Source organism: Pseudomonas fluorescens, assembly GCF_902497785.1.
Lineage (GTDB): Bacteria > Pseudomonadota > Gammaproteobacteria > Pseudomonadales > Pseudomonadaceae > Aquipseudomonas > Aquipseudomonas fluorescens_BO.
This window is the reverse complement of sequence record NZ_CABVHK010000002.1, coordinates 333,078-355,107: the sequence shown is the minus strand read 5'-3', so window position 1 is coordinate 355,107 and position 22,030 is coordinate 333,078. Positions and strand designations below refer to the sequence as shown.

Below are 22,030 nucleotides of genomic sequence, written 5' to 3'. Positions count from 1 at the left end.
GCTCCCTCGCCACAGCAAGCTTCCCTCGCCACAGCAAGCTCCCTCGCCAGACAGATCAATCGTTGAAATCTTCCCAGCCACCCATTTGTTTCCAGCGGTTGACGATGCCGCAGAACAGCTCGGCCGTCTTCTCTGTGTCGTAGCGAGCCGAGTGGGCCTCACGGCCGTCGAAGTCGATGTCGGCAGCTTGACACGCCTTGGCCAGGACGGTTTGGCCATAAGCCAGACCTGCAAGCGTTGCGGTATCGAAGCTGGAGAATGGATGAAACGGGTTACGTTTCATGTCCAGGCGCGCAACGGCTGCGTTGAGGAAACCGAGGTCGAAGCTGCTGTTGTGCCCGACCAGAATCGCCCGCTTGCAGCCATTGGCTTTCAAGGCCTTGCGGATGCCCCGGAAGATATCGGTCAACGCGGCTTCTTCACTCACGGCCATGCGCAGCGGGTGATCGAGTTTGATCCCGGTGAACTCCAGCGCCGCCGCTTCGATGTTCGCGCCTTCAAACGGCTCGACACGAAAGAAGTAGGTGTGATCGGGATACACAAAGCCTTTTTCATCCATGGCGATGGTGGTTGCAGCAATTTCCAGCAGGGCGTCGGTCGCCGAGTTGAAGCCACCGGTCTCTACGTCGACGACCACTGGCAGGTAGCCACGGAACCTCGCTGCCATTGGATGACGAGGACCACCTCCGCCGCCTTGACCGTCCTGTTCGTCGTCGAAATGGTCTTCACTCACGCGTGTTCCTCCAGCAGGCGCCAGCGCAGTTTTTCACCGGCGCGCAGCGGGATAACGGTCAGCTCGCCAAATGGCAGGCTGGTCGGGGCGGTCCACTCATCGCGGACCAGGGTGATGCGGTCGGTGTTCACCGGCAGGCCGTAGAACCGCGGACCGTTGAGGCTTGCGAAGGCTTCGAGCTTGTCCAGCGCGTTACGCTGTTCGAATGCCTCGGCATACATCTCGATTGCCGCATAAGCGGTGTAGCAGCCGGCGCAACCGCATGCGGCTTCCTTGGCGTGCTGGGCGTGAGGCGCCGAGTCGGTGCCGAGGAAAAACTTCTCGCTGCCGCTGGTGGCGGCGTCGAGCAGGGCTTCCTGGTGCGTATTGCGCTTGAGGATCGGCAGGCAATAGAAATGCGGCCGAATCCCGCCGACCAGCATGTGGTTGCGGTTGTACAAGAGGTGATGCGCAGTGATGGTCGCGCCAACGTTGGCCGAAGCCTCGTTGACGAACTGCACGGCATCGGCGGTGGTGATGTGTTCGAACACCACTTTGAGCGTCGGAAAACGCTCGACCACACGACGCATGTGCTCATCGATAAAGATTTTTTCGCGGTCGAACACGTCGACATCGCTACGGGTGACTTCACCGTGAACCAGCAAGGGCATCCCGATTTCAGCCATGGCCTCGATCGCAGGGAAGATCTTGTCGATGCTGGTGACGCCAGAATCCGAATTGGTGGTCGCGCCGGCCGGGTACAACTTGGCGGCGTACACGAAACCGCTGGCCTTGGCCTCACGAATTTCTTCGGGCTGAGTGCGGTCGGTGAGGTAAAGGACCATCAACGGTTCAAAACGGCTGCCGGCCGGACGTGCAGCGAGAATCCGCTGGCGATAGCCGTCGGCTTCAGCGGCGTTACGCACCGGAGGTACCAGGTTGGGCATGATGATGGCGCGACCAAAGGTGCGCGCGACATCCGCAACGGTATTGGTCAACACGGCACCATCGCGAAGATGAATATGCCAGTCGTCGGGACGCAGCAGGGTCAGGCGGTCGGACATGAGGGGATTCCAGGCGGGTCAAACTGAAGGGAATGCTACCGGAAAAGACTCTCTCAGGCACTCGCTATCAAGTTTTGCAGGAAGCTTCCGATATCCAACAGGTATGCCGTAAACATGTGTGTGTCGGTCTTTTTGTTGTAGAAGCCAGTGGAGCCTCCCGTGCGCCAGCGTTATTTAGCCTTGCTCAGCGTGTTTGCCAGCCTTCCCGCGATGGCGCTCACTTTCCAGACCCGTCTGGAGAGCATCGAGTGGACGGTCGAAGGGGACAAGTTCGAATGCCGCCTGACTCAACCCGTCACCGATTTCGGTTCGGGCGAATTCGTACGCCGGGCGGGTGAGCAAGCGACGTTTCGCCTGAAGTCCTACAACACGATGGTCGGTGGCGGCTCGGCGACGTTGCTGGCGGCCGCTGCGCCCTGGCAGCCAGGTCGCGGCGACATTAATCTGGGTTCCGTGCAGATTGGCAGCGGCAATGTGCTGTTCAACAGTTCGCACGTTCAGGCCGGGCGTTTGATCAGTGGCTTGATGGATGGCCGCAGCCCGGTCATTCGACACTACTCAGGCGATGGCCGGGTGTCGGAAGTGCGCCTGCTGCCGGTCAGATTCAGCAAAGCGTTTAACGATTACCAGGGCTGTGTCGCGAAGCTGCTGCCGAAGAATTTCGAGCAGGTCAAACAGTCGCAGATCGGCTTCCCCGGTGAGGGCATCGACCTCGACGCACAGGCCAAGGCGCAGCTACAAGTGATGCTGGAGTTCATGAAGGCCGATCCGACGGTCAATCACATCGAACTCGATGGCCACTCCGACAACAGCGGCAATCGCCTGACCAATCGTGATCTTTCGCGGCGCCGGGCGTTGGCGGTCATGGAGTTCTTCAAGGCCAACGGTGTTCAGGAATCGCAGATCACCGTGCGCTTTCACGGTGAGCGTTATCCGGTGGCGCCCAACACCAACTCCGCCAATCGGGCGAAGAACCGACGGGTCAATGTGCACCTCGCGCGGGTTGCGCCGACGGAACAGACTGCCCCTCAAGTGACGGTTTCGGCGAGCGCGGCGAAGACCTCGTGACCGGGCGGTCATCGTCGCGGGTTTGACACAATCTGTCGCTTCGTCGTCATAAGCTGTCGCGCCCCTGTAAATTATCCTGCATGCCCGGTAGACTTGACGGCTTTCCGTAGAACCCCGTGGAGTGATGGCATGGCGGACGTAAACAAGGTCGTTCTGGCGTATTCCGGCGGCCTGGACACTTCGGTGATCCTCAAGTGGCTGCAGGATACTTATAACTGTGAAGTGGTGACCTTCACCGCTGACCTGGGTCAGGGCGAAGAGGTCGAGCCGGCCCGCGCCAAGGCTCAGGCCATGGGCGTAAAAGAAATCTACATCGACGATCTGCGCGAAGAATTCGTGCGTGATTTCGTGTTCCCGATGTTCCGCGCCAACACCGTTTACGAAGGCGAGTACCTGCTGGGTACTTCCATCGCTCGTCCGTTGATCGCCAAACGCCTGATCGAAATCGCCAACGAAACCGGCGCTGACGCCATTTCCCATGGCGCCACCGGCAAAGGTAACGACCAGGTTCGCTTCGAACTGGGCGCCTATGCCTTGAAACCCGGTGTGAAAGTGATCGCTCCGTGGCGCGAATGGGACCTGCTCTCCCGTGAAAAGCTGATGGATTACGCTGAAAAGCACAACATCCCGATCGAGCGTCACGGCAAGAAGAAATCCCCGTACTCCATGGATGCCAACCTGCTGCACATCTCCTATGAAGGCGGCGTGCTGGAAGACACCTGGACCGAGCACGAAGAAGACATGTGGAAATGGACCGTCTCCCCGGAGAAGGCTCCTGACAAGGCGCAATACCTTGAACTGACCTACCGCAACGGCGACATCGTCGCACTGGACGGCGTCGAAATGACCCCGGCCACCGTGCTGGCGACATTGAACCGTATCGGTGGGGAACACGGTATCGGTCGTCTCGACATCGTCGAGAACCGTTACGTGGGCATGAAATCCCGCGGCTGCTACGAAACCCCGGGCGGCACCATCATGCTGCGCGCTCACCGTGCGATCGAATCGATCACGCTGGACCGCGAAGTGGCTCACCTCAAAGACGAGCTGATGCCGAAATACGCCAGCCTGATCTACACCGGTTACTGGTGGAGCCCTGAGCGTCTGATGCTGCAACAAATGATCGATGCGTCTCAGGCACACGTGAACGGCGTTGTGCGCCTGAAGCTGTACAAGGGCAATGTGATCGTGACGGGCCGCAAGTCCGACGAATCGTTGTTCGATGCCAACATCGCAACCTTCGAGGAAGATGGCGGCGCCTACAACCAGGCCGATGCGGCGGGCTTTATCAAGCTCAACGCGCTGCGCATGCGTATTGCGGCGAACAAGGGTCGAAAGCTTTTCTGAGGTTTTCTGACGCGATGATCGATCGTCCGTGACGGAATTTGTGGCCTTGTTTTCGACAAGGCCACAAATTTGGAATTAGGGATTTTCTGTCTGACATTGCGATTCATCATTCTTGTTGTTTTCAGGTTCTTCCCGTCTGTTTGCCTCCATTGATCCCTAAAGGGCTAATGCCTGCTGTGCGTCAGCCTGGCGAGATTGATCAATGACTGTCACGTCATGTGAACTCAAATTGTAAGCAATACAGAACGGCACGTTGTGGCGCTTCTTGGTGTGCCTGCAATATTTGACCGCGCTTTCTTTCAGCAAATTCTCTGATTCTGAACCAGTAAGCAACACGACGACGTGCGCCGGGTCCCCCTTGGTTTGCTGAATATTCTCCAGAAGCTCGCGAAACCCCATTTTCCTGGTTATCCAGCGCGCATCAACGATGTAAAGGTCTTTCAACCGTTCCGGCAGCTCAATGTGATGCTGGACCGAGAGATTGGCCGGCGCGCCGGTTTCCTCTGCTGGACTTTGCCCATTCCCCGGACGTTCAGCAGTATCCAGGGCTTTCATGAAATGCTTTCCCTTCTCAAAATCGGACGGTGCATAGAGCGAGCGATAGTTGAAGTTGAGTGTGGCAAAGAACAGCAATAGCAGATAGAAAGGAAAGCTGATCAAGAACCAAATGTAGAGCGATCTGTCCTCATCATCCAGGAACGGCAGAGAGATGGCTGCCGATGTTTCAGACAGTGTTGCGAATATAGCGATAACTGTCATGGGGTTGGTGATTCGTTGTTTGAGTTTTAGCATATGTTTTACTCATGTGGTTTTGTCTTTTTCTCAATGGGTTAAAGGGATATTGTCGGGTGTCGCAGTTGTTATAGTAGCGGTGCTTTGATAATTAGGATATATGCGTGCTCTTGTTATTTTAATGTCTTGTTGTTTAGGGGGCTAAGTTCCAACCTGGTTGGCGTTCTTCAGATCCTTGTCTGGCAATAGTGTGGTAATTAGCTGTCAATATGGCCGTCATTGAAGGGTAGCTCATTTGTTGGGGGCTGTCGGGTCGCCGTTGCATTATTATTTTCCGGTTGTAAATCGATACAAAAAATCTTTTGCTGTGAAATATAAAGAGATGGATAAAGTTTCTGAGGCGCTGTTTTTTTGGTTTTTTTGTAAGAAAAATCCGCGTTATTTGTAGGGAATGTCTCTCGGTGCGGGTGGCCGGGGGGCACGGCATGCCATGGGTGAAACGACTAGGCTATTGTGCGGGCTCTAAAAATTCGAACAGCGAAAATTGGACTTGCCCATGAATAAAGTGCTGATCGTGGATGATCACCCCGTCATACGTCTTGCGGTGCGTATGCTGATGGAGCGTCATGGCTACGAAGTCGTTGCAGAAACAGATAATGGCGTGGATGCATTGCAACTTGCGCGTGAACATATGCCGGATATTGTCATCCTCGATATCGGGATACCGAAGCTCGATGGGCTGGAAGTGATTGCGCGTCTGGTATCGGCAGCAATGCCGATGAAAGTACTGATATTGACCTCTCAGGCGCCAGGGCACTTTTCAATGCGTTGCATGCAGTCCGGTGCGGCCGGGTATGTTTGCAAACAACAGGATCTCACTGAGTTGCTCAGTGCAATAAAGGCTGTATTGTCAGGCTACAGTTACTTTCCCAATCAAGCGTTGCATACCGTCCGTTCGAGTCTGGGGAATGCCAGTGAAGCCGATATGGTGGATCGCTTGTCGGGGCGGGAAATGATGGTGTTGCAACAACTGGCCCGGGGCAAGACCAATAAGGAAATTGCCGATGGAATGTTTCTCAGCAATAAAACCGTCAGTACTTACAAGACTCGCCTGTTGTTGAAACTCAATGCGCGATCCTTGGTGGACCTGATCGAACTGGCTCAACGCAATGGTCTGGTGTGACAGCGCCAACGGTGTGAGGGGCTTGATAAGTGGGCATCGTCGCGGTTGCGCACTGGGTAAAAAGCCTCCGTTTCGGGAGGCTTTCAGGAGTTATAGATCAAAATCGTAATCGGCCAATTGCTTTTGCAGTCGGCGCTCCTCCAGCAGGTTGTCTATTGTGCGGCGTTTGCTCAGGTTGGTCTTTGCCACTTCAACCACCGGTTCCGCATCATCGGCCCCGGCGGGTATAAAGTCTTCTTCTACGTCCAATTGCTCTTTGCCAGTGCTCATAAGGTTAACTCCAGGCTAAGACTGCCTTTGGCGCCCCTTATATCGACAATCGCTCTGCGGGTAAAAAAGATTTTTTCAATCGATGGATCGAAAATCCTAATAGCGGCTCAATCGTCCGAAGTCTTTTGCTTGTATTCACACAGGTCTTCGATCCGGCAACTGCCGCACCGAGGCTTGCGAGCCACGCAGACATAGCGCCCGTGAAGAATCAGCCAGTGATGGGAATCAAGCAGGTATTCCTTGGGCACAAATTTCATCAATTTCTTCTCGACCTCGACTACATCCTTGCCGGGAGCAATGCCGGTGCGATTACTGACGCGGAAAATGTGGGTGTCCACGGCCATGGCCAATTGGCGAAAAGCCGTATTCAGCACTACGTTGGCGGTCTTGCGGCCAACGCCGGGTAAGGCTTCCAGCTCCTCGCGGGTTTGCGGTACCTCACCGCCATGTCGCTCCACCAGCAAGCGACACGTTTCGATCACGTTCTTTGCCTTGCTGTTAAACAGGCCGATGGTCTTGATGTATTCCGATAAACCTTCGACGCCCAAGGCGTAAATCGCAGCGGGTGTATTGGCCACCGGGTAGAGTCTGGTAGTGGCCTTGTTCACGCCGACATCGGTCGATTGCGCCGAGAGAATCACCGAGATCAGCAATTCAAACGGCGAGGAGTACGCCAATTCGGTCTTGGGCTCCGGGTTGTCTTCGTGCAGCCTGCGGAAAATTTCCAGACGTTTTGCAGCATTCATGGGCAGTGCATTTCCTCGGAGGCAGTCAGTGTGAGGGGGTCGAGCGAGGCCAGGCCTGCCAGGCGGCGATCAGCAGCCCCAGCAGAATAAAACCACCGGGGGCGAGCGTGGCCAGGTGCAGACCACCCGTAGCGATGAGTTCGCGCGCCAGGGCCAGAACCACCATCAACATACCGAAAAGGCCGCACAAGCGCAGGCGAGCGATTACTGGGCCCTCGAAGAAGCCATTGTGCTCGAGCACTACGCATTGCAAGGCGATCAATCCGCTATAAAACCCCACGTGTTGTTGCCATTGAAGTGACCAGACTTGCGCGGCAATCTGCGCGCAACTGGTCAGCGTGGCGGCCAGCAGGATACCGGCAGGCAATCGGGCGAACGGGACCAGCCGTGATCGCAAGGCAGCCATGCCGACCCCATAGGCACTGATCACCACAATGAACATCAACCACAGGCCGAGGGCATTCAGCCATGAACCCGTGGCGCCCAGTAGCGGCGCAAGCATCAGTGAGTTTTGCAGCGTCGGTGACTTATTCATGGGGGCTGTTCCCGGTCAACTGTTGCCGGTGTTCATCGAAGTAGCGCAACGCATCGTGGATAGCATTGATCACCGCCCTTGAGGTGATGGTCGCCCCGGCAATCTGATCAAACTGCCCCTGGTCCTTTTTCAAGGCCCAGCCCGCGTCCGCAGGTTCACGTCGAGACTTGCCGGCAAACTGCCCAAGCCACGCATTTGGCCACTCGGCGACTCGCGCGCCCAACCCGGGAGTTTCCGACTGCCTCAGGGTTTTGATCCCGACCAGCTTGCCGCTGGCGTCGATGGCGATCAGCAGGGAGAGTGAGCCCGCGTAACCCACTGTCTCGCTACGCAGCAAGAAGATGTCGGGTTTGCCGGCCTTCGTCGCCAGATAACCGCCCTGCAACGTGCTGTTGCTCAATGGCGTATTGACCAGGCGCAGCGGTTGTTCCAGTGGCTGATTGTCATAGCTGTCCGGGGGCAGCAGGTCCAGCAGATGTCGGCTGTCGATCAGTCGCTGTTCGGCGGCAATGTGTGGCGCGCCGCGGTATTGCGCAAGGTACGTCGCGCCCATTCCCAAGGCCGCCAACAGCAGCAGAATCGCAACGCTCGACGTTCGGCTCATGGGGTTACTCGCTCCTGCCTGGACCCGACAAACCGCTCCAGCGCCGGCACACACAGGTTCATCAGCAGCACCGCAAACGCCACCCCGTCCGGGTAGCCGCCCCACGTACGAATCAAGTACGTCAGCAGGCCCACGCCCGCGCCAAACATCAGTCGGGCGCCGGTGCTTTTGGCTCCGGATACCGGTTCTGTCACGATAAAAAAAGCGCCGAGCATGGTCGCGCCGGTGAGCAGGTGAAATAGCGGTGAACCCTGTGAATCGGAGCCCGAACCGTTCCAGCACAGCAGGCTGATGACAAACAGGCTGGCCAGCATGCCGACCGGTGCATGCCAGCTGAATACCTGGCGTTGCAGCAGGAACAAGCCACCGGCCAGAAAGGCCAGATTGACCCATTCCACGCCCCGTCCACCCCAGTGACCGAACGCCGGATTCCCGGCGAACATTTCATCCATGGTCAGGCTTTTGTTGATGCGCAAGCTGTCGAGCGCCGTGGCCTGAACCCAGGCATCCGGCGCCTGACCGAGGTTGAAGCCGAACACCTGCTGCAGTCCGCCGAACAGGTCCATGCCATGCGAGGAAGGCCAGTGAGTCATATGTTGCGGGAACGCCACCAGCACCAGAGCGAAACCGAGCATTGCCGGGTTGAACGGGTTCTTGCCGACGCCGCCGTACAGCTGTTTGCCGAGGAGTGCGCACGCCGCCGCGCTTACCGGCAGCCACCATGGGCAGTAGGGCGGCAAAGCCAGGGCCAGCAGCGTCGCACTGACTAGCGCGCTGCCGTCGCTCAACGTCGGTTTGATCTCACGCTTGCGCAGTTTCAAGACCATCGCTTCAACGGCCAGCGCCGTCACGCCGGTCAACAGCAGATTAATCAACACGCCCCAGCCGTACAGCCAGAACAACACCAGCATCCCCGGCACAGTGGCCAGCAACACCAGCTTCATGGCCTGCTGAAGGCGCTCGTCCACCGGTTCAAGGGGCGACATAAGCATCCAGTTGACGCTCGGCTACGCTGTTTTCCAACTGCAGCAAGACACGTTCCGCCGCTTCGAACTGCTGCTGCAAAACGATCAGTTGCGATTGCTGTTCGAACGTCGGCGGGTGACCGAACGCTTTGAGTGTTTTGTTCAGCTGCGCCCGGCTCATCGCCAGATCGATCTTGGCTTTTTTCAGCGCCGCATCGGCGTTCGCCACCTTCTGCGCGCGAACCCTCTCGAGCGCGGCCTGTACCGGGTTGAGCGCCGTCACTGCACTGGGCTGCGCCGCGCGTTGGGCCCGGGCCTGACGCTCGGCGATTTTCTGTTGTTCCTCTCGATGCAGGCGCGCATTGCGCTGTTCGAAGCGACGACGCGCGTGATTGCGCTTGGCGGCACGGGCCTGTTGCTCTTCAACACTGAACGCCAGGCCGCCAACAATAGGTAGCACGCTGGCGAGGGGCAATGGTCGCATCTCAATGCAATCCACCGGGCAGGGCGCGACGCAGAGGTCGCAACCGGTGCATTCGTCGATGATTACCGTGTGCATCAATTTCGCGGCACCGACGATCGCATCCACCGGGCAGGCCTGTATGCACTTGGTGCAGCCGATGCACTCGGCCTCGCGAATGTAGGCGATCTGCGCCGGGGCCTCACCGCGACTGACGTCCAGTTCCAGCACCGGTACTTTCAGCAGTTCAGCCAAGGCCGCGATGGTTTCACTGCCGCCGGGGGGACACTTGTTGATCGGCTCGCCGCTGGCAATGCCTTCGGCGTAGGGCTTGCATCCAGGATGCCCGCACTTGCCGCATTGGGTCTGGGGCAGCAGGGCGTCGATGCGTTGAATCAGACTCATGTTTTGATCAGTCCGCTGAAGCCGAGAAAAGCCACTGCAATCAGTCCGGCGCCGATCAGGTCGATTGGCAGGCCGCGAAAGGGCAGGGGGACATCGTTGTCACGTGTGCGCTGGCGCAAGTCGCTGAACAGACTTAATACCAGCCAGAAACCCAGCCCGGCGCCAAGGCTCAGGGCGGTGGCGTAGAAAAAACCTTTGTCGTCCTGGGCGTTGATCAGTGCCAACCCGAGCACACCGGCATTGGCGAGCAGCAGCGGCCAGAGCCCTTCGAATGAAAGCGTTGAAAATACTCTCGCCAATACTTTCAGCAGCGGCGCGATCAACAACACGCTCAGGGGCAAAAACACGAAAAGACGCAGCGAAATCAGCTCCAGCGGCACCAACACGCCGTGATAAAGCGCATGGCCAAGCATTCCGACGATCAGCATCAGGCACGTTGTCGCGATGCCTAAGGCATGGACCTGACGACGCTCGGTGCCCAGCAGCGGATCGACGCCCAGCGGCCAGTGCAACACGAAGTTGTTGATCAGGGCAGCGCTGAAAAGCGTTAGAAAAATTTCGGTCATGATCGTGCCGGTGAGAACAGGGCTCTCTCAATAGAGATTAGGCATTATCCGGCAAGGACGGGGGGTGGGCCAGACATGAAAATCCCACAGGCGCGCCAGGCACGGCTGTGGGATCTGTTTAGTGCAGAACCTTACTTGATGCGCTGACCCGGTTTGGCACCGCTGTCAGGGCTGAGCAGGTAGATTTCTTCACCGCCAGGACCGGCCGCCATCACCATGCCTTCGGAGATACCGAACTTCATTTTCCGGGGCTTGAGGTTGGCGATCATCATGGTCAGGCGACCATCGAGCTTGGACGGGTCCGGGTAAGCGCTTTTGATCCCGGAGAACACGTTGCGTTGCTCATCACCAATGTCCAGGGTCAGGCGCAGCAGTTTGTCGGCGCCTTCCACGGCTTCGGCCTTGATGATCAGCGCAACGCGCAGGTCGACCGCAGCAAAGGCATCGAAATCGATCTCTGGCGACAGCGGATCCTTGGCCAGTTCGCCGTTGCCGGCCGGCGCAGTCTCGCCGGTGTCGGTCTGGCTGGCGGTCAGGTCTTCTTTCGATGCGTCGGTCATGGCTTGCACTTTCACTGGGTCGATACGGGTCATCAGTGGCTTGAACTCGTTCAACTGATGGTTGCTGAGCAAGGTGGCGTGATCGTTCCAGGTCAGCGGCGCGACGTTGAGGAACGCCTCGGCATCGGCGGCCAGCAAGGGCAGGACCGGCTTGAGGAAAATCACCAGTTGGCGGAACAGATTGATGCCCAGCGCGCAAATGGCCTGGACTTCGTCCTGCTTGCCTTCCTGTTTGTTCAGCGACCACGGTGCCTTGTCGGCGATCCAGGCGTTGGCGCGGTCGGCCAGGCCCATGATTTCGCGCATGGCCCGGGCGAAGTCGCGAGCCTCGTAGGCGTCGGCGATGCTTGGCGCAGCCGCGAGGAATGCTTCGGTCAGTTCCGGCGCGGCATTACCGGCCACCAGCACGCCCGCGTTGCCCTTGTGGATGAAGCCGGCGCAACGGCTGGCGATGTTGACGACTTTGCCGACCAGGTCGGAGTTGACCTTCTGCACGAAGTCTTCGAGGTTCAGGTCCAGGTCGTCGACGCCACGGCCGAGCTTGGCCGCGTAGTAATAACGCAGGTATTCCGGCGACAGGTGGTCGAGGTAGGTCCGGGCCTTGACGAAGGTGCCACGGGACTTGGACATTTTCTGACCGTTGACGGTCAGGTAACCGTGCACGTTGATGGCGGTCGGTTTGCGGAAACCGGCGCCTTCCAGCATCGCAGGCCAGAACAGGGCGTGGAAGTTGACGATGTCCTTGCCGATGAAGTGATACAGCTCGGCGGTGGAGTCCTTGTTCCAGAACGCGTCGAAATCCAGTTCCGGCGTGCGGTCACACAGGTTCTTGAAGCTGGCCATGTAGCCAATCGGCGCGTCCAGCCACACATAGAAATATTTGCCCGGCTCGTCGGGGATCTCGAAACCGAAGTACGGCGCATCGCGGGAAATGTCCCACTGTTGCAGGCCGGCATCCAGCCATTCGGCGATCTTGTTGGCCACGGCGTCTTGCAGGGTGCCGCAGCGGGTCCAGGTTTGCAGCATCTCCTGGAAATCCGGCAATTTGAAGAAGAAGTGCTGGGAATCCTTGAGCACCGGGGTGGCGCCAGAGATTGCCGACTTCGGATCTTTCAGGTCGGTCGGCGCGTAGGTCGCACCGCACTTTTCGCAGTTATCACCGTACTGGTCTTCGGTGCCGCATTTCGGGCAGGTGCCCTTGATGAAGCGGTCGGCCAGGAACATTTTCTTTTCCGGGTCGAAGTATTGCGTGATCGAACGCGTGGCAATGTGCCCGGCGTCGCGCAGCTTCAAGTAGATCTGGCTCGACAGCTCACGGTTTTCTTCGGCGTGAGTGGAGTGGAAGTTGTCGAAGTCCACCAGGAACTCGGCAAAGTCGGCGCTGTGTTCAGCCTGGACGTTGGCGATCAGCTGTTCCGGTGTGATGCCTTCCTTTTCCGCGCGCAGCATGATGGCCGAACCATGGGCGTCGTCGGCGCAGACATAAATGCATTGGTTGCCGCGGTGCTTCTGGAAGCGCACCCACATATCGGTCTGGATGTATTCCAGCATGTGGCCAAGATGGATCGAACCATTGGCATAGGGCAGGGCGCTGGTGACGAGGATCTTGCGTGGCTCGGACATGGGGCTCGGCTACTTGATGAAACGGAGGTCGGCCACTATAAAGCGCCGGCGCAGATTTTTCACCCCGTGAGGTTGTATCGAGATGCGGCGACTGCAAAAAACTGTGGCGAGGGAGCTTGCTCCCGCTGGGTGGCGAAGCCGCCCCAAACCCGGCGATCCCGATCGTTCAGACATACCGGGTCAGTCCAATTGCGGCTGCTGCGCACCCGAGCGGGAGCAAGCTCCCTCGCCACAAATGTATGTCCGGCGTACGATACCCGCCTGATTTTCCAGTCTTGCTATCGGAGTTGCCCATGAGCGCCGTCAATCGCGCAGCGGTGAAAGCCGTCCTTCGCCAGTACACCGACCCTTACCTGAACCAGGACCCGGTCAGCGCCGGGTGCGTGCGCACCATCGACATTCAGGGTGATCGCGTCAGCGTCCAGCTCGAGTTGGGTTACGCCGCCGGCCTGTTCAAAAGTGGCTGGTCGCAGATGCTGCAAATGGCCATCGAAGGCCTCGACGGCGTCAGCAGTGCCCGTGTTGATATCACCAGCGTGATCGCTGCGCACAAGGCTCAGGCACAAATTCCGGGGCTGGCCAACGTCAAGAATGTCGTGGCCGTGGCGTCTGGCAAGGGCGGCGTGGGCAAATCCACCACCGCTGCCAATCTGGCGCTGGCCCTCGCTCGCGAAGGCGCCAAGGTCGGGATTCTCGACGCCGACATCTATGGTCCGAGCCAGGGCATCATGTTCGGCATTCCCGAAGGCACTCGCCCCAAGGTCAAGGATCAGAAATGGTTCGTGCCGATCCAGTCCCATGGCGTCGAGGTGATGTCCATGGCGTTTCTGACCGACGACAACACGCCGATGGTCTGGCGCGGGCCAATGGTTTCCGGCGCGTTGTTGCAATTGGTCACGCAAACCGCCTGGGGCGATCTGGATTACCTGGTCATCGACATGCCGCCCGGCACCGGCGATATCCAGCTGACCCTGGCGCAGAAAGTCCCGGTGGCCGGCGCGGTCATCGTCACCACCCCGCAGGACCTGGCGCTGCTCGACGCGCGCAAGGGCGTGGAGATGTTCCGCAAGGTCAACATTCCGGTATTGGGTGTGGTCGAAAACATGGCCGTGCACATTTGCTCGAACTGTGGGCATGCCGAGCATTTGTTCGGTGAGGGCGGCGGGGTCAAGCTGGCCAATCAGTACGGCGTCGAACTGCTGGCCTCGTTGCCGCTGTCGATGGACATCCGCGAGCAGGCGGATAGCGGCAAACCGACGGTGATCGCCGAGCCGGACAGCCCGGTCGCGCTGGTTTACCAGGAACTCGCCCGCCATGTCGGCGCGCGAATTGTGTTGCAGGAAGCGGCAACACCGGCGATGCCGAACATCACCATCAGCGACGATTGATTCGCTGAAAAGATCGCAGCCTCGCTTCGCTCGACAGCTCCTACGGACATTGGCGTAAATCTGTAGGAGCTGTCGAGCGCAGCGAGGCTGCGATCTTCTGATCCAGCGTTAAATCCGCAACCCGCCATCCATCTCCAGAATCCGCCCGGTGTAGTAGTCATTCTCGAAAATGTACGCTGCCGAATGCGCAATCTCTTCCGGCTTGCCCATGCGCTTGAGCGGAATCCCGGAGGTCATCTTCTCCAGCGCTTCGGGCTTCATGCCCAGCGTCATCTCGGTTTCGATAAAGCCCGGAGCAATGCCCGCCACTCGAATCCCATAGCGCGCCAGTTCCTTGGCCCAGGTCACGGTCGCCGCAGCAACGCCGGCCTTGGCGGCGGAGTAGTTGGTCTGGCCGACGTTGCCGGCCCGGGAGATCGACGAGATATTGATGATCGCACCGCTATTCTTCAGCTCGACCATTTTCGCTGCGACTTCGCGAGTACACAGGAACACGCCGGTCAGGTTGACGTCGATAACCGCCTGCCATTGGGCCAGACTCATCTTGGTCATTTCGCCGTCCTTGACCTTGAGCAGCAGCCCGTCGCGCAGAATCCCGGCGTTGTTGATCAGGCCATGAATCGCGCCGAAATCTTCGGCCACCTGGGCCACCATGTGCGTCACTTGTTCTTCGTTGGCGACGTTGCACAGATAAGCGCGGGCCTCGACGCCCTTGGCCTTGCACGCCGCGACGGCGTCGTCGAGTTTTTCCTGGTTCAGGTCCACAAGCGCCAGCTTCGCGCCTTTGCCGGCGAAATACTCGGCCATGGATCGGCCTAAACCCTGGCAACCGCCTGTGATAATGATTACTTTGTCAGTGAGTTGCATTCGCATAACCCGGTAGCAGTCAGGAGTGGTCTTCCTATAAGAGAGCCTCTCGATCTGCACCCGATGTGGCCTGGTTGCACATGAGAACTGCCCTGATGGCGGCCCGGTACTTTTGCCGGGTGCCTGTCCGTTTTTTCGACGGATTCTATATAAGGAGTCATAAATTGAGCGTTGAAGCGGCCAAGAATGCCCGAGAATTGCTTCTCAAGGAATACCGCGGAGTGCTTTCCACCCACTCCAAAGCCATGCCCGGTTTCCCGTTTGGCTCGGTGGTGCCTTACTGTCTGGACGAGCAGGGCCGGCCGCTGATCCTGATCAGCCGCATCGCCCAGCACACCCACAATCTGCAAAAAGATCCGAAGTGCTCGCTGTTCGTGGGTGAGCGCGGTGCCGAAGATGTGCAAGCTGTCGGGCGCCTGACCTACCTCGCCCAGGCGCAACAACTGCAGGACGCTTCAGCGATCGAGGCTGCCGCCGAGCGTTACTACCGCTATTTCCCGGATTCGCAGAACTACCACAGGGCCCACGATTTTGACTTCTGGGTGCTTGAGCCCGTACGCCATCGTTACATCGGCGGCTTCGGCGCGATTCACTGGGTCGATCATCTGACATTGGCCAACCCGTTCGCCGGTAAAGCCGAGGTGAGCATGGTCGAGCATATGAATGCCGATCACGCCAAAGCCATCGCCCACTATGTGGAATTGGCCGGTCTGCCGACGACCGAGCCGGCGCAACTGGCCGGGATCGACAGCGAAGGCCTGCACCTGCGCATCGGCCAGGGGCTCTATTGGCTGCCGTTTCAGGCGTCATGTAATACGCCGACACAAGTGCGGGAAGCCTTGGTTTTCCTGGCTCACGCCGAGCATTGGCCGAAAAATAGGTTGGCTGACGCTTGAATTCACGAAACGGCGACGTCATCTAGGGAAGACTGGCAAGGCATTCTTGCGTTGAGGAACCATTTGATGCGCCCTTTTTTATTGCTCTTTGTACTGTTTCCGGTGTTGGAGCTGTTCGTATTCGTCAAGGTGAGCGGGGCAATCGGGTTTTTCCCGGCCCTGCTGCTGGTCATTCTCGGCTCGATGCTCGGCGTGTTCGTGCTGCGCATCGCTGGTCTGGCAACTGCGCTGCGTGCGCGCGAAAGCCTGAACCGCGGCGAACTGCCGGCCCAGACCATGCTCGAAGGCCTGATGCTGGCATTGGCCGGTGGCCTGTTGATCCTGCCGGGCTTCGTCACCGACGTGCTGGGCCTGATCATGCTGTTGCCGATCTCCCGTCGACTGCTGGCCAATAAAATGCGCCAGCGCGCCGAAGAGGCGGCGATTCGTCAGCGTGCGTTCGCCGACGATCTGCAACCCCGTGGCGGTCCTGCTCCACGCGAATCGTTGGGTCGCGAGCCGAACGTGATCGAAGGCGAGTTCGAGCACCGTGATTCCAAGTAAATCGTTTCACCCACGGCACCTTCGGGTGCCGTGTCGTTTTTCGGGGCATCAACGTAAAAAATTTCGATCCCCGCACTTGTAATAAGCTTATGCGCCCTTATGTAACGGTCACCGCAAGGTTTCTGGCGATTGTGCCAGACAGACTTCCGCGGTTCGCTTGACGAACCGCACCCGGCACCGCCGGATTTTGTTAAACCCGCCGGGAATACACCGGCCGATGAAAACCACAATTAGGAGAGATCGACAATGAAGCTTCGTCCTCTGCATGACCGCGTCGTCGTCCGTCGCAGCGAAGAAGAAAAGAAAACCGCTGGCGGTATCGTCCTGCCAGGTTCGGCTGCTGAAAAGCCAAACCAGGGCGAAGTCCTCGCTGTAGGCCCGGGCAAAGTTCTGGAAAACGGTGAAGTGCGTGCGCTGTCCGTGAAAGTGGGTGACAAGGTTGTTTTCGGCCCTTACTCCGGCAGCAACACTGTGAAAGTCGACGGCGAAGACCTGCTGGTTATCGGCGAAAGCGAAATCCTCGCTGTAGTCGAAGGCTGATCCCCCGCTCATTTTCCCGCTACTACAAAGTATTTAAGGAATATCGATCATGGCTGCTAAAGAAGTTAAATTCGGCGATTCCGCCCGTAAGAAAATGCTCGCCGGTGTGAACGTCCTGGCTGACGCAGTAAAAGCGACCTTGGGCCCTAAAGGCCGTAACGTGATCATCGAGAAGAGCTTCGGCGCTCCGACCATCACCAAGGACGGCGTATCCGTTGCCAAAGAAATCGAGCTGAAAGATCGCTTCGAAAACATGGGCGCGCAGCTGGTCAAAGACGTTGCCTCCCGTGCCAACGATGACGCAGGCGACGGTACCACCACCGCAACCGTTCTGGCTCAATCGATCGTCAACGAAGGCCTGAAAGCCGTCGCTGCCGGCATGAACCCGATGGACCTCAAGCGCGGTATCGACAAAGCGACCATCGCGATCGTCAAAGAGCTGAAAGCCCTGTCCAAGCCTTGCGCTGACACCAAGGCAATCGCTCAGGTCGGCACCATCTCGGCCAACTCCGACAACTCCATCGGCGACATCATTGCCGAAGCCATGGAAAAAGTCGGTAAAGAAGGCGTGATCACCGTTGAAGAAGGCTCGGGCCTGGAAAACGAACTGTCGGTTGTTGAAGGCATGCAGTTCGACCGTGGCTACCTGTCCCCGTACTTCGTCAACAAGCCAGAGACCATGACTGCCGAGCTCGACGGTCCGCTGATCCTGCTGGTCGACAAAAAAATCTCGAACATCCGCGAAATGTTGCCAGTACTGGAAGCCGTTGCCAAAGCCGGCCGTCCACTGCTGATCGTGGCCGAAGACGTTGAAGGCGAAGCCCTGGCGACTCTGGTTGTGAACAACATGCGTGGCATCGTTAAAGTCGCAGCCGTCAAGGCTCCGGGCTTCGGCGACCGTCGCAAGGCCATGCTGCAGGACATCGCTGTTCTGACTGGCGGTACCGTGATCTCCGAAGAGATCGGTCTGAGCCTGGAAAGCACTACCCTGGAACACCTGGGTAATGCCAAGCGCGTGATCCTGTCGAAAGAAAACACCACCGTGATCGACGGCGCCGGCGTTGAAGCTGATATCCAGGCTCGCGTTCTGCAAATCCGTCAGCAAGTGGCCGACACTTCGTCCGACTACGACCGTGAAAAACTGCAAGAGCGTCTGGCCAAGCTGTCCGGCGGCGTTGCAGTGATCAAGGTTGGCGCCGGTTCCGAAGTTGAAATGAAAGAGAAGAAAGCCCGCGTTGAAGACGCCCTGCACGCTACCCGTGCAGCCGTTGAAGAAGGCGTGGTACCTGGCGGCGGCGTAGCACTGGTTCGCGCTCTGCAGGCTATCTCCGAATTGAAAGGCGACAACGCTGATCAAGACGTGGGTATCCAGTTGCTGCGTCGCGCTGTTGAAGCGCCACTGCGTCAGATCGTTGCCAACTCCGGCGACGAGCCAAGCGTAGTTGTCGACAAGGTCAAGCAGGGTTCGGGTAACTACGGTTACAACGCTGCCACTGGCGAATACGGCGACATGATCGAAATGGGCATCCTTGACCCGGCTAAAGTGACTCGTTCGGCTCTTCAGGCAGCAGCTTCCATCGCCAGCCTGATGATCACCACCGAAGCCATGATCGCCGAGATCAAGGAAGACGGTCCAGCTGGCGGCGGCATGCCAGACATGGGCGGTATGGGCGGCATGGGCGGCATGATGTAAGCCAGCCTTACCCCGTACATAAAAACCCCGCCTGCGAAAGCCGGCGGGGTTTTTTATTGCCTTCATTTTGGTATGTCAAAAGACCGAGGCGCGGCCATCGTCGGATCGCCGCCCGGACCAAGCCACGCTCCCACAGGATCGCATCAATCCTGTGGGAGCGGGCTTGCCCGCGATGACGTCAGATCAAGCGCTGACAGGTTCTGCCTTGGTGACTCGATCAGCCTCCCCATCCGGCCGATAAAGGATGAAGTAATACGACCCCAGGCAAATCAGCCAGCAAAAAATCGCTGTCCACACGTTGTGCGAGAAAAAGTGCGCGCCCTGCATCATCCGGCTCACCGAAAACACCGTGCCTAGCGCGAAGGCGAAGGCAAAGGCTTTACGGGCGAGTCGCGGACGCCGGTCACGGAGTACGAAAAACAGCGCAAACAGGGTGAATCCGGTCGCGGCATGTCCGCCCGGCCAGCAGCGCCCCGGTTTATCAGTGGCCGGGCGAGGGCTGAGCAATTCGCTGTAGGTTTCATGACCGCCGAATTGTTCCAGGCTCCATGGGCACTGCACCGCCGTCACCGCCTTGACCGGAGTGACAAAGGAAGTCGCCAGGCCCAGCGACAGCACCAGGCAGCCCAGTTCCCGCTTGAATGGCTTGAGCCTGTCGATGAAAAACGATCCCGCCAACCCGAGAATGGCCAGCACCGAAAAGGCGATAACCACTTGCTTGGCGCGGTCATGCAGGATGTCTTCAACGAAGTAACTGTGCCGCCCGATGAAGTCGCCCGCCGCCGGGTCGTAAAACAACCGGGCGAGGTCCATGTCCAGGGACGTCAGTTCGAGCAGCACCAAAACGATCGCCGCAATGGCGGGAACACCCAGGCACACCCAGAAGTTGAGCGGGCGGGAGGCGGGGCGGGCAGTGGTCGAAACCATGGCAGTTCCTTGGTCGGTTAAACGTTCTTGAGGCCGCAGCCGCGCGGAGTTTGCACCCGGTGGTGTCGCCTCTGTGTGAATCGACAGTGAAAAAGTCGTTAACGCCGTCACCGCTTCCACACCCGGATTTACAACTGCACACAGTTCTAGCCCTCAGTCGCGCGAGGCCTTAAGCTGCGCGGGCCAAGACGGCCGTATCTGTGTGCGGAGGAGGTGCCCATGCGAATTCTATTGGTTGAAGACAACCGCGATATCCTGGCCAATCTGGCTGATTACCTGGGACTCAAAGGCTACACCGTGGATTGCGCGCAGGACGGTTTGTCAGGTCTGCACCTGGCGGCCACCGAGCACTACGACTTGATCGTGCTCGACATCATGTTGCCCGGCATCGACGGCTACACCCTGTGCAAACGCTTGCGCGAAGACGCGCGCCGCGACACGCCGGTGATCATGCTCACCGCGCGCGATCAACTGGACGACCGGCTGCAGGGCTTCAAGTCCGGCGCTGACGATTACCTGATCAAACCCTTTGCCCTGTCTGAACTCGCCGCGCGGATCGAAGCGGTCATGCGGCGGGCGCAGGGCGGTGGTCGTCGCACGCTGCAGGTAGGCGATCTGAGCTACGACCTCGATACCCTGGAAGTGACCCGCGAAGGGCGTCTGCTGAAACTCAACCCGGTGGGCCTGAAATTGTTGGCCGTGCTGATGCAGAAAAGCCCTCACGTGCTGCGTCGTGAAATTCTCGAAGAAGCCCTGTGGGGCGACGATTGCCCGGACAGCGACAGCTTGCGCAGCCACGTCCACCAATTGCGCCAGGTGATCGACAAACCGTTCGCCAAGCCATTGCTGCAAACCGTGCACGGTGTCGGTTATCGCTTGGCCGAGGGCCGAGATGGAGTTTAAGCAGAGCCTTGCCCAACGCATCATCATCGCCTTTGCGTTGATGAGCGCACTGGTGGCGGGCGCCTTTGCCATGGGCATTGTGGCGACCGTGCACCTGGTGGAAGAAAAACTGATTTCGGCTGGCCTGGGTGGCGACTTGCAGCGCCTGTTGCTGATGGACAGTGTGATGGACTGGAACCATCGTCCCGAGCCGGACCAACTGTTCTATTTCAGCGGCGGGCCGGGCGACTTCGAGTTGCCCAAGGATTTGCGCCACCTCGACCCGGGCTTTCACGAGGTGTTTCGCGAGCAGCTGTCTTACCACGCGATGGTCGAAGTCGTTGACGGTCGGCACTACGTGTTGCTGCAGGACCAGAGTGATTTCGAGGAGCGTGAGCGGGTGCTGTTTGCCGTGGTCCTGGTCGGCTTTGTACTGAGCCTGGCACTGGCGGTATTCCTCGGCTGGATCCTCGCACGCAAAGTGATGGCGCCCGTGGTGCGGCTGGCCCGCCAGGTTCGTCACCGCGATCAATTGCTGGGGCTGGCACCCCCGCTGGCGCCGGACTACGCCGCCGATGAGGTGGGCGAGCTGGCCGTGGCCTTCGACGCCACCCTCGGGCGCCTGCGCCAGGCGTTGACCCGGGAGCGGTTGTTCACCAGTGACGTCAGTCACGAATTGCGCACCCCGTTGATGGTGCTGGCCAGCTCCTGTGAATTGCTCCTGGAAAATCCCGGGATCGACCAGCGTGGCCGGGCTCAGGTCGAACGGATCGCCCGCGCGTGCACTGAGATGCGCGAACTGGTGCAAACCTTCCTGATGCTGGCCCGCGCCCAGCACGAAGACACCAGCATGGCGGCGCAACAGTCGCTGAGCCAGGTCGCAGACGGCCTGGTCAATCAATGGCGTGAACCAATCGAAGCCAAAGGGTTGTCGCTGATGTTTGAACCGGGCAACCCGGCCGACACGCGCTATAACGCGACCCTGTTGCATGCGGTCATGGGCAACCTGCTGCGCAATGCGTTGCATTACACGGAACAAGGTTTCATCCGCGTGACCCTGACGTCCACGGGTTTTACGGTCGAGGACAGTGGTGTGGGCATTCCCGAGGAAAAGCGCGAGGCAATGTTCGAACCGTTCGTGCGGGGCAATGAAAAACGCGGCGAAGGCCTGGGACTGGGCTTGTCGCTGGTGCAGCGGATCTGCGAACACCAGGGGTGGCATGTCAGCCTGACGAACAGGGAGCCCAACGGCTGCCGTTTTCAGGTGGAGTTGAATCCGCTGGAGAGTTGATGGGTCCAAAGATCGCAGCCTTCGGCAGCTCCTACCGGTGACGGCGTGCAACCGTAGGAGCTGCCGAAGGCTGCGATCTTTTCCTGTAAAACCCTGAAATACTTCACGGGTTACATGACATTTTTTTCACAATTGCATGACCTGACGCTGACATGGCGCTCCC

22 protein-coding genes and 1 pseudogene are annotated in these 22,030 nt (G+C 58.7%); 10 read left to right on the top strand and 13 right to left on the bottom strand.

Annotation, left to right across the window (positions count from 1 at the left end; translation table 11 throughout):
- Positions 1-55: 55 nt before the first annotated feature.
- Both rnt and pyrC read right to left on the bottom strand, forming a co-directional pair.
- Positions 56-733: a ribonuclease T gene (rnt, locus tag F8N62_RS04530; protein WP_027922845.1), complete on the bottom strand. Its 678-nt coding sequence runs from the start codon at positions 731-733 to the stop codon at positions 56-58.
- Entirely contained in the window at positions 730-1,776 is a 1,047-nt protein-coding gene (gene pyrC / locus F8N62_RS04525; RefSeq protein WP_150709829.1) for a dihydroorotase, read from the bottom strand. Before pyrC ends, rnt begins: the two co-directional genes overlap by 4 nt.
- Before the next feature lie 159 nt (positions 1,777-1,935).
- Here pyrC and F8N62_RS04520 point away from each other — a divergent pair, with 159 nt between their 5' ends.
- Positions 1,936-2,844: a flagellar protein MotY gene (locus tag F8N62_RS04520; protein WP_150709828.1), complete on the top strand. Its 909-nt coding sequence runs from the start codon at positions 1,936-1,938 to the stop codon at positions 2,842-2,844.
- Positions 2,845-2,973: 129 nt separating this feature from the next.
- Positions 2,974-4,191 (top strand): argininosuccinate synthase, encoded by a 1,218-nt coding sequence (locus tag F8N62_RS04515; protein WP_007898502.1) that lies wholly within the window; start codon positions 2,974-2,976, stop codon positions 4,189-4,191.
- A gap of 156 nt (positions 4,192-4,347) precedes the next feature.
- On the opposite strand, the gene F8N62_RS04510 is transcribed toward F8N62_RS04515, so the two are convergent.
- Positions 4,348-4,983, bottom strand: coding sequence for a hypothetical protein (locus tag F8N62_RS04510; RefSeq protein WP_150709827.1), 636 nt, complete (start codon positions 4,981-4,983; stop codon positions 4,348-4,350).
- 496 nt (positions 4,984-5,479) lie between these two features.
- Between F8N62_RS04510 and F8N62_RS04505 the strand changes: the two genes are divergently transcribed.
- The gene (locus tag F8N62_RS04505; protein WP_150709826.1) at positions 5,480-6,106 is read left to right on the top strand and encodes a response regulator transcription factor; all 627 of its coding nucleotides are present in this window, start codon (positions 5,480-5,482) and stop codon (positions 6,104-6,106) included.
- A gap of 90 nt (positions 6,107-6,196) precedes the next feature.
- Here F8N62_RS04505 and F8N62_RS04500 read toward each other — a convergent pair whose 3' ends face one another.
- The 8 genes and pseudogenes from F8N62_RS04500 to metG form a co-directional block, all read right to left on the bottom strand.
- The gene (locus F8N62_RS04500; RefSeq protein ID WP_150709825.1) at positions 6,197-6,376 is read right to left on the bottom strand and encodes a PA3496 family putative envelope integrity protein; all 180 of its coding nucleotides are present in this window, start codon (positions 6,374-6,376) and stop codon (positions 6,197-6,199) included.
- A gap of 107 nt (positions 6,377-6,483) precedes the next feature.
- Complete coding sequence (gene nth, locus F8N62_RS04495; RefSeq protein ID WP_150709824.1) at positions 6,484-7,122, bottom strand: endonuclease III; 639 nt, start codon at positions 7,120-7,122, stop codon at positions 6,484-6,486.
- A 25-nt stretch (positions 7,123-7,147) separates the two neighbouring features.
- Complete coding sequence (locus F8N62_RS04490) at positions 7,148-7,657, bottom strand: Rnf-Nqr domain containing protein (protein WP_150709823.1); 510 nt, start codon at positions 7,655-7,657, stop codon at positions 7,148-7,150.
- Positions 7,650-8,261, bottom strand: coding sequence for an RnfABCDGE type electron transport complex subunit G (locus tag F8N62_RS04485; RefSeq protein ID WP_150709822.1), 612 nt, complete (start codon positions 8,259-8,261; stop codon positions 7,650-7,652). Before F8N62_RS04485 ends, F8N62_RS04490 begins: the two co-directional genes overlap by 8 nt.
- Positions 8,258-9,247 (bottom strand): RnfABCDGE type electron transport complex subunit D, encoded by a 990-nt coding sequence (locus F8N62_RS04480; protein ID WP_150709821.1) that lies wholly within the window; start codon positions 9,245-9,247, stop codon positions 8,258-8,260. The genes F8N62_RS04485 and F8N62_RS04480 overlap by 4 nt, the downstream gene beginning before the upstream one ends.
- Positions 9,248-9,695: 448 nt before the next feature.
- Positions 9,696-10,070 (bottom strand): annotated as a pseudogene (rsxB, locus tag F8N62_RS32280) (electron transport complex subunit RsxB); the annotation flags it as partial.
- A 17-nt stretch (positions 10,071-10,087) separates the two neighbouring features.
- Positions 10,088-10,657 carry an electron transport complex protein RnfA gene (locus F8N62_RS04470; protein WP_150709820.1) on the bottom strand — a complete coding sequence of 190 codons (570 nt, stop codon included), beginning with the start codon at positions 10,655-10,657 and terminating at the stop codon, positions 10,088-10,090.
- 131 nt (positions 10,658-10,788) lie between these two features.
- The gene (metG, locus tag F8N62_RS04465; RefSeq protein ID WP_150709819.1) at positions 10,789-12,840 is read right to left on the bottom strand and encodes a methionine--tRNA ligase; all 2,052 of its coding nucleotides are present in this window, start codon (positions 12,838-12,840) and stop codon (positions 10,789-10,791) included.
- Positions 12,841-13,133: 293 nt separating this feature from the next.
- On the opposite strand from metG, the gene apbC reads away from it, so the two are divergent.
- On the top strand, positions 13,134-14,228 hold the full coding sequence (apbC, locus tag F8N62_RS04455; protein WP_150709818.1) for an iron-sulfur cluster carrier protein ApbC: 1,095 nt from the start codon (positions 13,134-13,136) through the stop codon (positions 14,226-14,228).
- Between the two features lie 108 nt (positions 14,229-14,336).
- Here the strand turns inward: apbC and F8N62_RS04450 are convergent, their stop codons facing one another.
- Positions 14,337-15,095, bottom strand: a complete 759-nt coding sequence (locus F8N62_RS04450) for an SDR family oxidoreductase (RefSeq protein WP_150709817.1) — start codon at positions 15,093-15,095, stop codon at positions 14,337-14,339.
- A gap of 164 nt (positions 15,096-15,259) precedes the next feature.
- Between F8N62_RS04450 and F8N62_RS04445 the strand changes: the two genes are divergently transcribed.
- The 4 genes from F8N62_RS04445 (at position 15,260) to groL (ending at position 18,767) form a co-directional block, all read left to right on the top strand.
- The gene (locus F8N62_RS04445; protein WP_150709816.1) at positions 15,260-15,991 is read left to right on the top strand and encodes a HugZ family protein; all 732 of its coding nucleotides are present in this window, start codon (positions 15,260-15,262) and stop codon (positions 15,989-15,991) included.
- A 66-nt stretch (positions 15,992-16,057) separates the two neighbouring features.
- Positions 16,058-16,534 carry an FxsA family protein gene (locus tag F8N62_RS04440; RefSeq protein WP_150709815.1) on the top strand — a complete coding sequence of 159 codons (477 nt, stop codon included), beginning with the start codon at positions 16,058-16,060 and terminating at the stop codon, positions 16,532-16,534.
- A 246-nt stretch (positions 16,535-16,780) separates the two neighbouring features.
- A complete protein-coding gene (locus tag F8N62_RS04435) occupies positions 16,781-17,074 on the top strand; it encodes a co-chaperone GroES (RefSeq protein WP_017340553.1) in 294 nt (97 codons plus the stop codon).
- A gap of 49 nt (positions 17,075-17,123) precedes the next feature.
- Positions 17,124-18,767: a chaperonin GroEL gene (groL, locus tag F8N62_RS04430; protein ID WP_093422996.1), complete on the top strand. Its 1,644-nt coding sequence runs from the start codon at positions 17,124-17,126 to the stop codon at positions 18,765-18,767.
- Positions 18,768-18,950: 183 nt separating this feature from the next.
- Here groL and F8N62_RS04425 read toward each other — a convergent pair whose 3' ends face one another.
- Positions 18,951-19,694 (bottom strand): phosphatase PAP2 family protein, encoded by a 744-nt coding sequence (locus F8N62_RS04425; protein ID WP_150709814.1) that lies wholly within the window; start codon positions 19,692-19,694, stop codon positions 18,951-18,953.
- A 219-nt stretch (positions 19,695-19,913) separates the two neighbouring features.
- On the opposite strand from F8N62_RS04425, the gene colR reads away from it, so the two are divergent.
- Positions 19,914-20,597, top strand: coding sequence for a two-component system response regulator ColR (gene colR / locus F8N62_RS04420; RefSeq protein WP_008032118.1), 684 nt, complete (start codon positions 19,914-19,916; stop codon positions 20,595-20,597).
- A complete protein-coding gene (locus F8N62_RS04415; protein WP_150709813.1) occupies positions 20,587-21,867 on the top strand; it encodes a sensor histidine kinase in 1,281 nt (426 codons plus the stop codon). Before colR ends, F8N62_RS04415 begins: the two co-directional genes overlap by 11 nt.
- Positions 21,868-22,030: the final 163 nt, after the last annotated feature.

Coding starts and splice junctions, on each gene's coding strand:
- colR (WP_008032118.1), top strand. CDS start 19,914: ATGCGAATTCTATTGGTTGAAGACAACCGCGATATCCTGGCCAATCTG.
- F8N62_RS04415 (WP_150709813.1), top strand. CDS start 20,587: ATGGAGTTTAAGCAGAGCCTTGCCCAACGCATCATCATCGCCTTTGCG.
- F8N62_RS04425 (WP_150709814.1), bottom strand. CDS start 19,694: ATGGTTTCGACCACTGCCCGCCCCGCCTCCCGCCCGCTCAACTTCTGG.
- F8N62_RS04485 (WP_150709822.1), bottom strand. CDS start 8,261: ATGAGCCGAACGTCGAGCGTTGCGATTCTGCTGCTGTTGGCGGCCTTG.
- F8N62_RS04480 (WP_150709821.1), bottom strand. CDS start 9,247: ATGTCGCCCCTTGAACCGGTGGACGAGCGCCTTCAGCAGGCCATGAAG.
- F8N62_RS04435 (WP_017340553.1), top strand. CDS start 16,781: ATGAAGCTTCGTCCTCTGCATGACCGCGTCGTCGTCCGTCGCAGCGAA.
- F8N62_RS04500 (WP_150709825.1), bottom strand. CDS start 6,376: ATGAGCACTGGCAAAGAGCAATTGGACGTAGAAGAAGACTTTATACCC.
- F8N62_RS04505 (WP_150709826.1), top strand. CDS start 5,480: ATGAATAAAGTGCTGATCGTGGATGATCACCCCGTCATACGTCTTGCG.
- groL (WP_093422996.1), top strand. CDS start 17,124: ATGGCTGCTAAAGAAGTTAAATTCGGCGATTCCGCCCGTAAGAAAATG.
- F8N62_RS04440 (WP_150709815.1), top strand. CDS start 16,058: ATGCGCCCTTTTTTATTGCTCTTTGTACTGTTTCCGGTGTTGGAGCTG.
- F8N62_RS04515 (WP_007898502.1), top strand. CDS start 2,974: ATGGCGGACGTAAACAAGGTCGTTCTGGCGTATTCCGGCGGCCTGGAC.
- nth (WP_150709824.1), bottom strand. CDS start 7,122: ATGAATGCTGCAAAACGTCTGGAAATTTTCCGCAGGCTGCACGAAGAC.
- pyrC (WP_150709829.1), bottom strand. CDS start 1,776: ATGTCCGACCGCCTGACCCTGCTGCGTCCCGACGACTGGCATATTCAT.
- F8N62_RS04490 (WP_150709823.1), bottom strand. CDS start 7,657: ATGAATAAGTCACCGACGCTGCAAAACTCACTGATGCTTGCGCCGCTA.
- F8N62_RS04450 (WP_150709817.1), bottom strand. CDS start 15,095: ATGCAACTCACTGACAAAGTAATCATTATCACAGGCGGTTGCCAGGGT.
- F8N62_RS04510 (WP_150709827.1), bottom strand. CDS start 4,983: ATGCTAAAACTCAAACAACGAATCACCAACCCCATGACAGTTATCGCT.
- F8N62_RS04470 (WP_150709820.1), bottom strand. CDS start 10,657: ATGACCGAAATTTTTCTAACGCTTTTCAGCGCTGCCCTGATCAACAAC.
- metG (WP_150709819.1), bottom strand. CDS start 12,840: ATGTCCGAGCCACGCAAGATCCTCGTCACCAGCGCCCTGCCCTATGCC.
- apbC (WP_150709818.1), top strand. CDS start 13,134: ATGAGCGCCGTCAATCGCGCAGCGGTGAAAGCCGTCCTTCGCCAGTAC.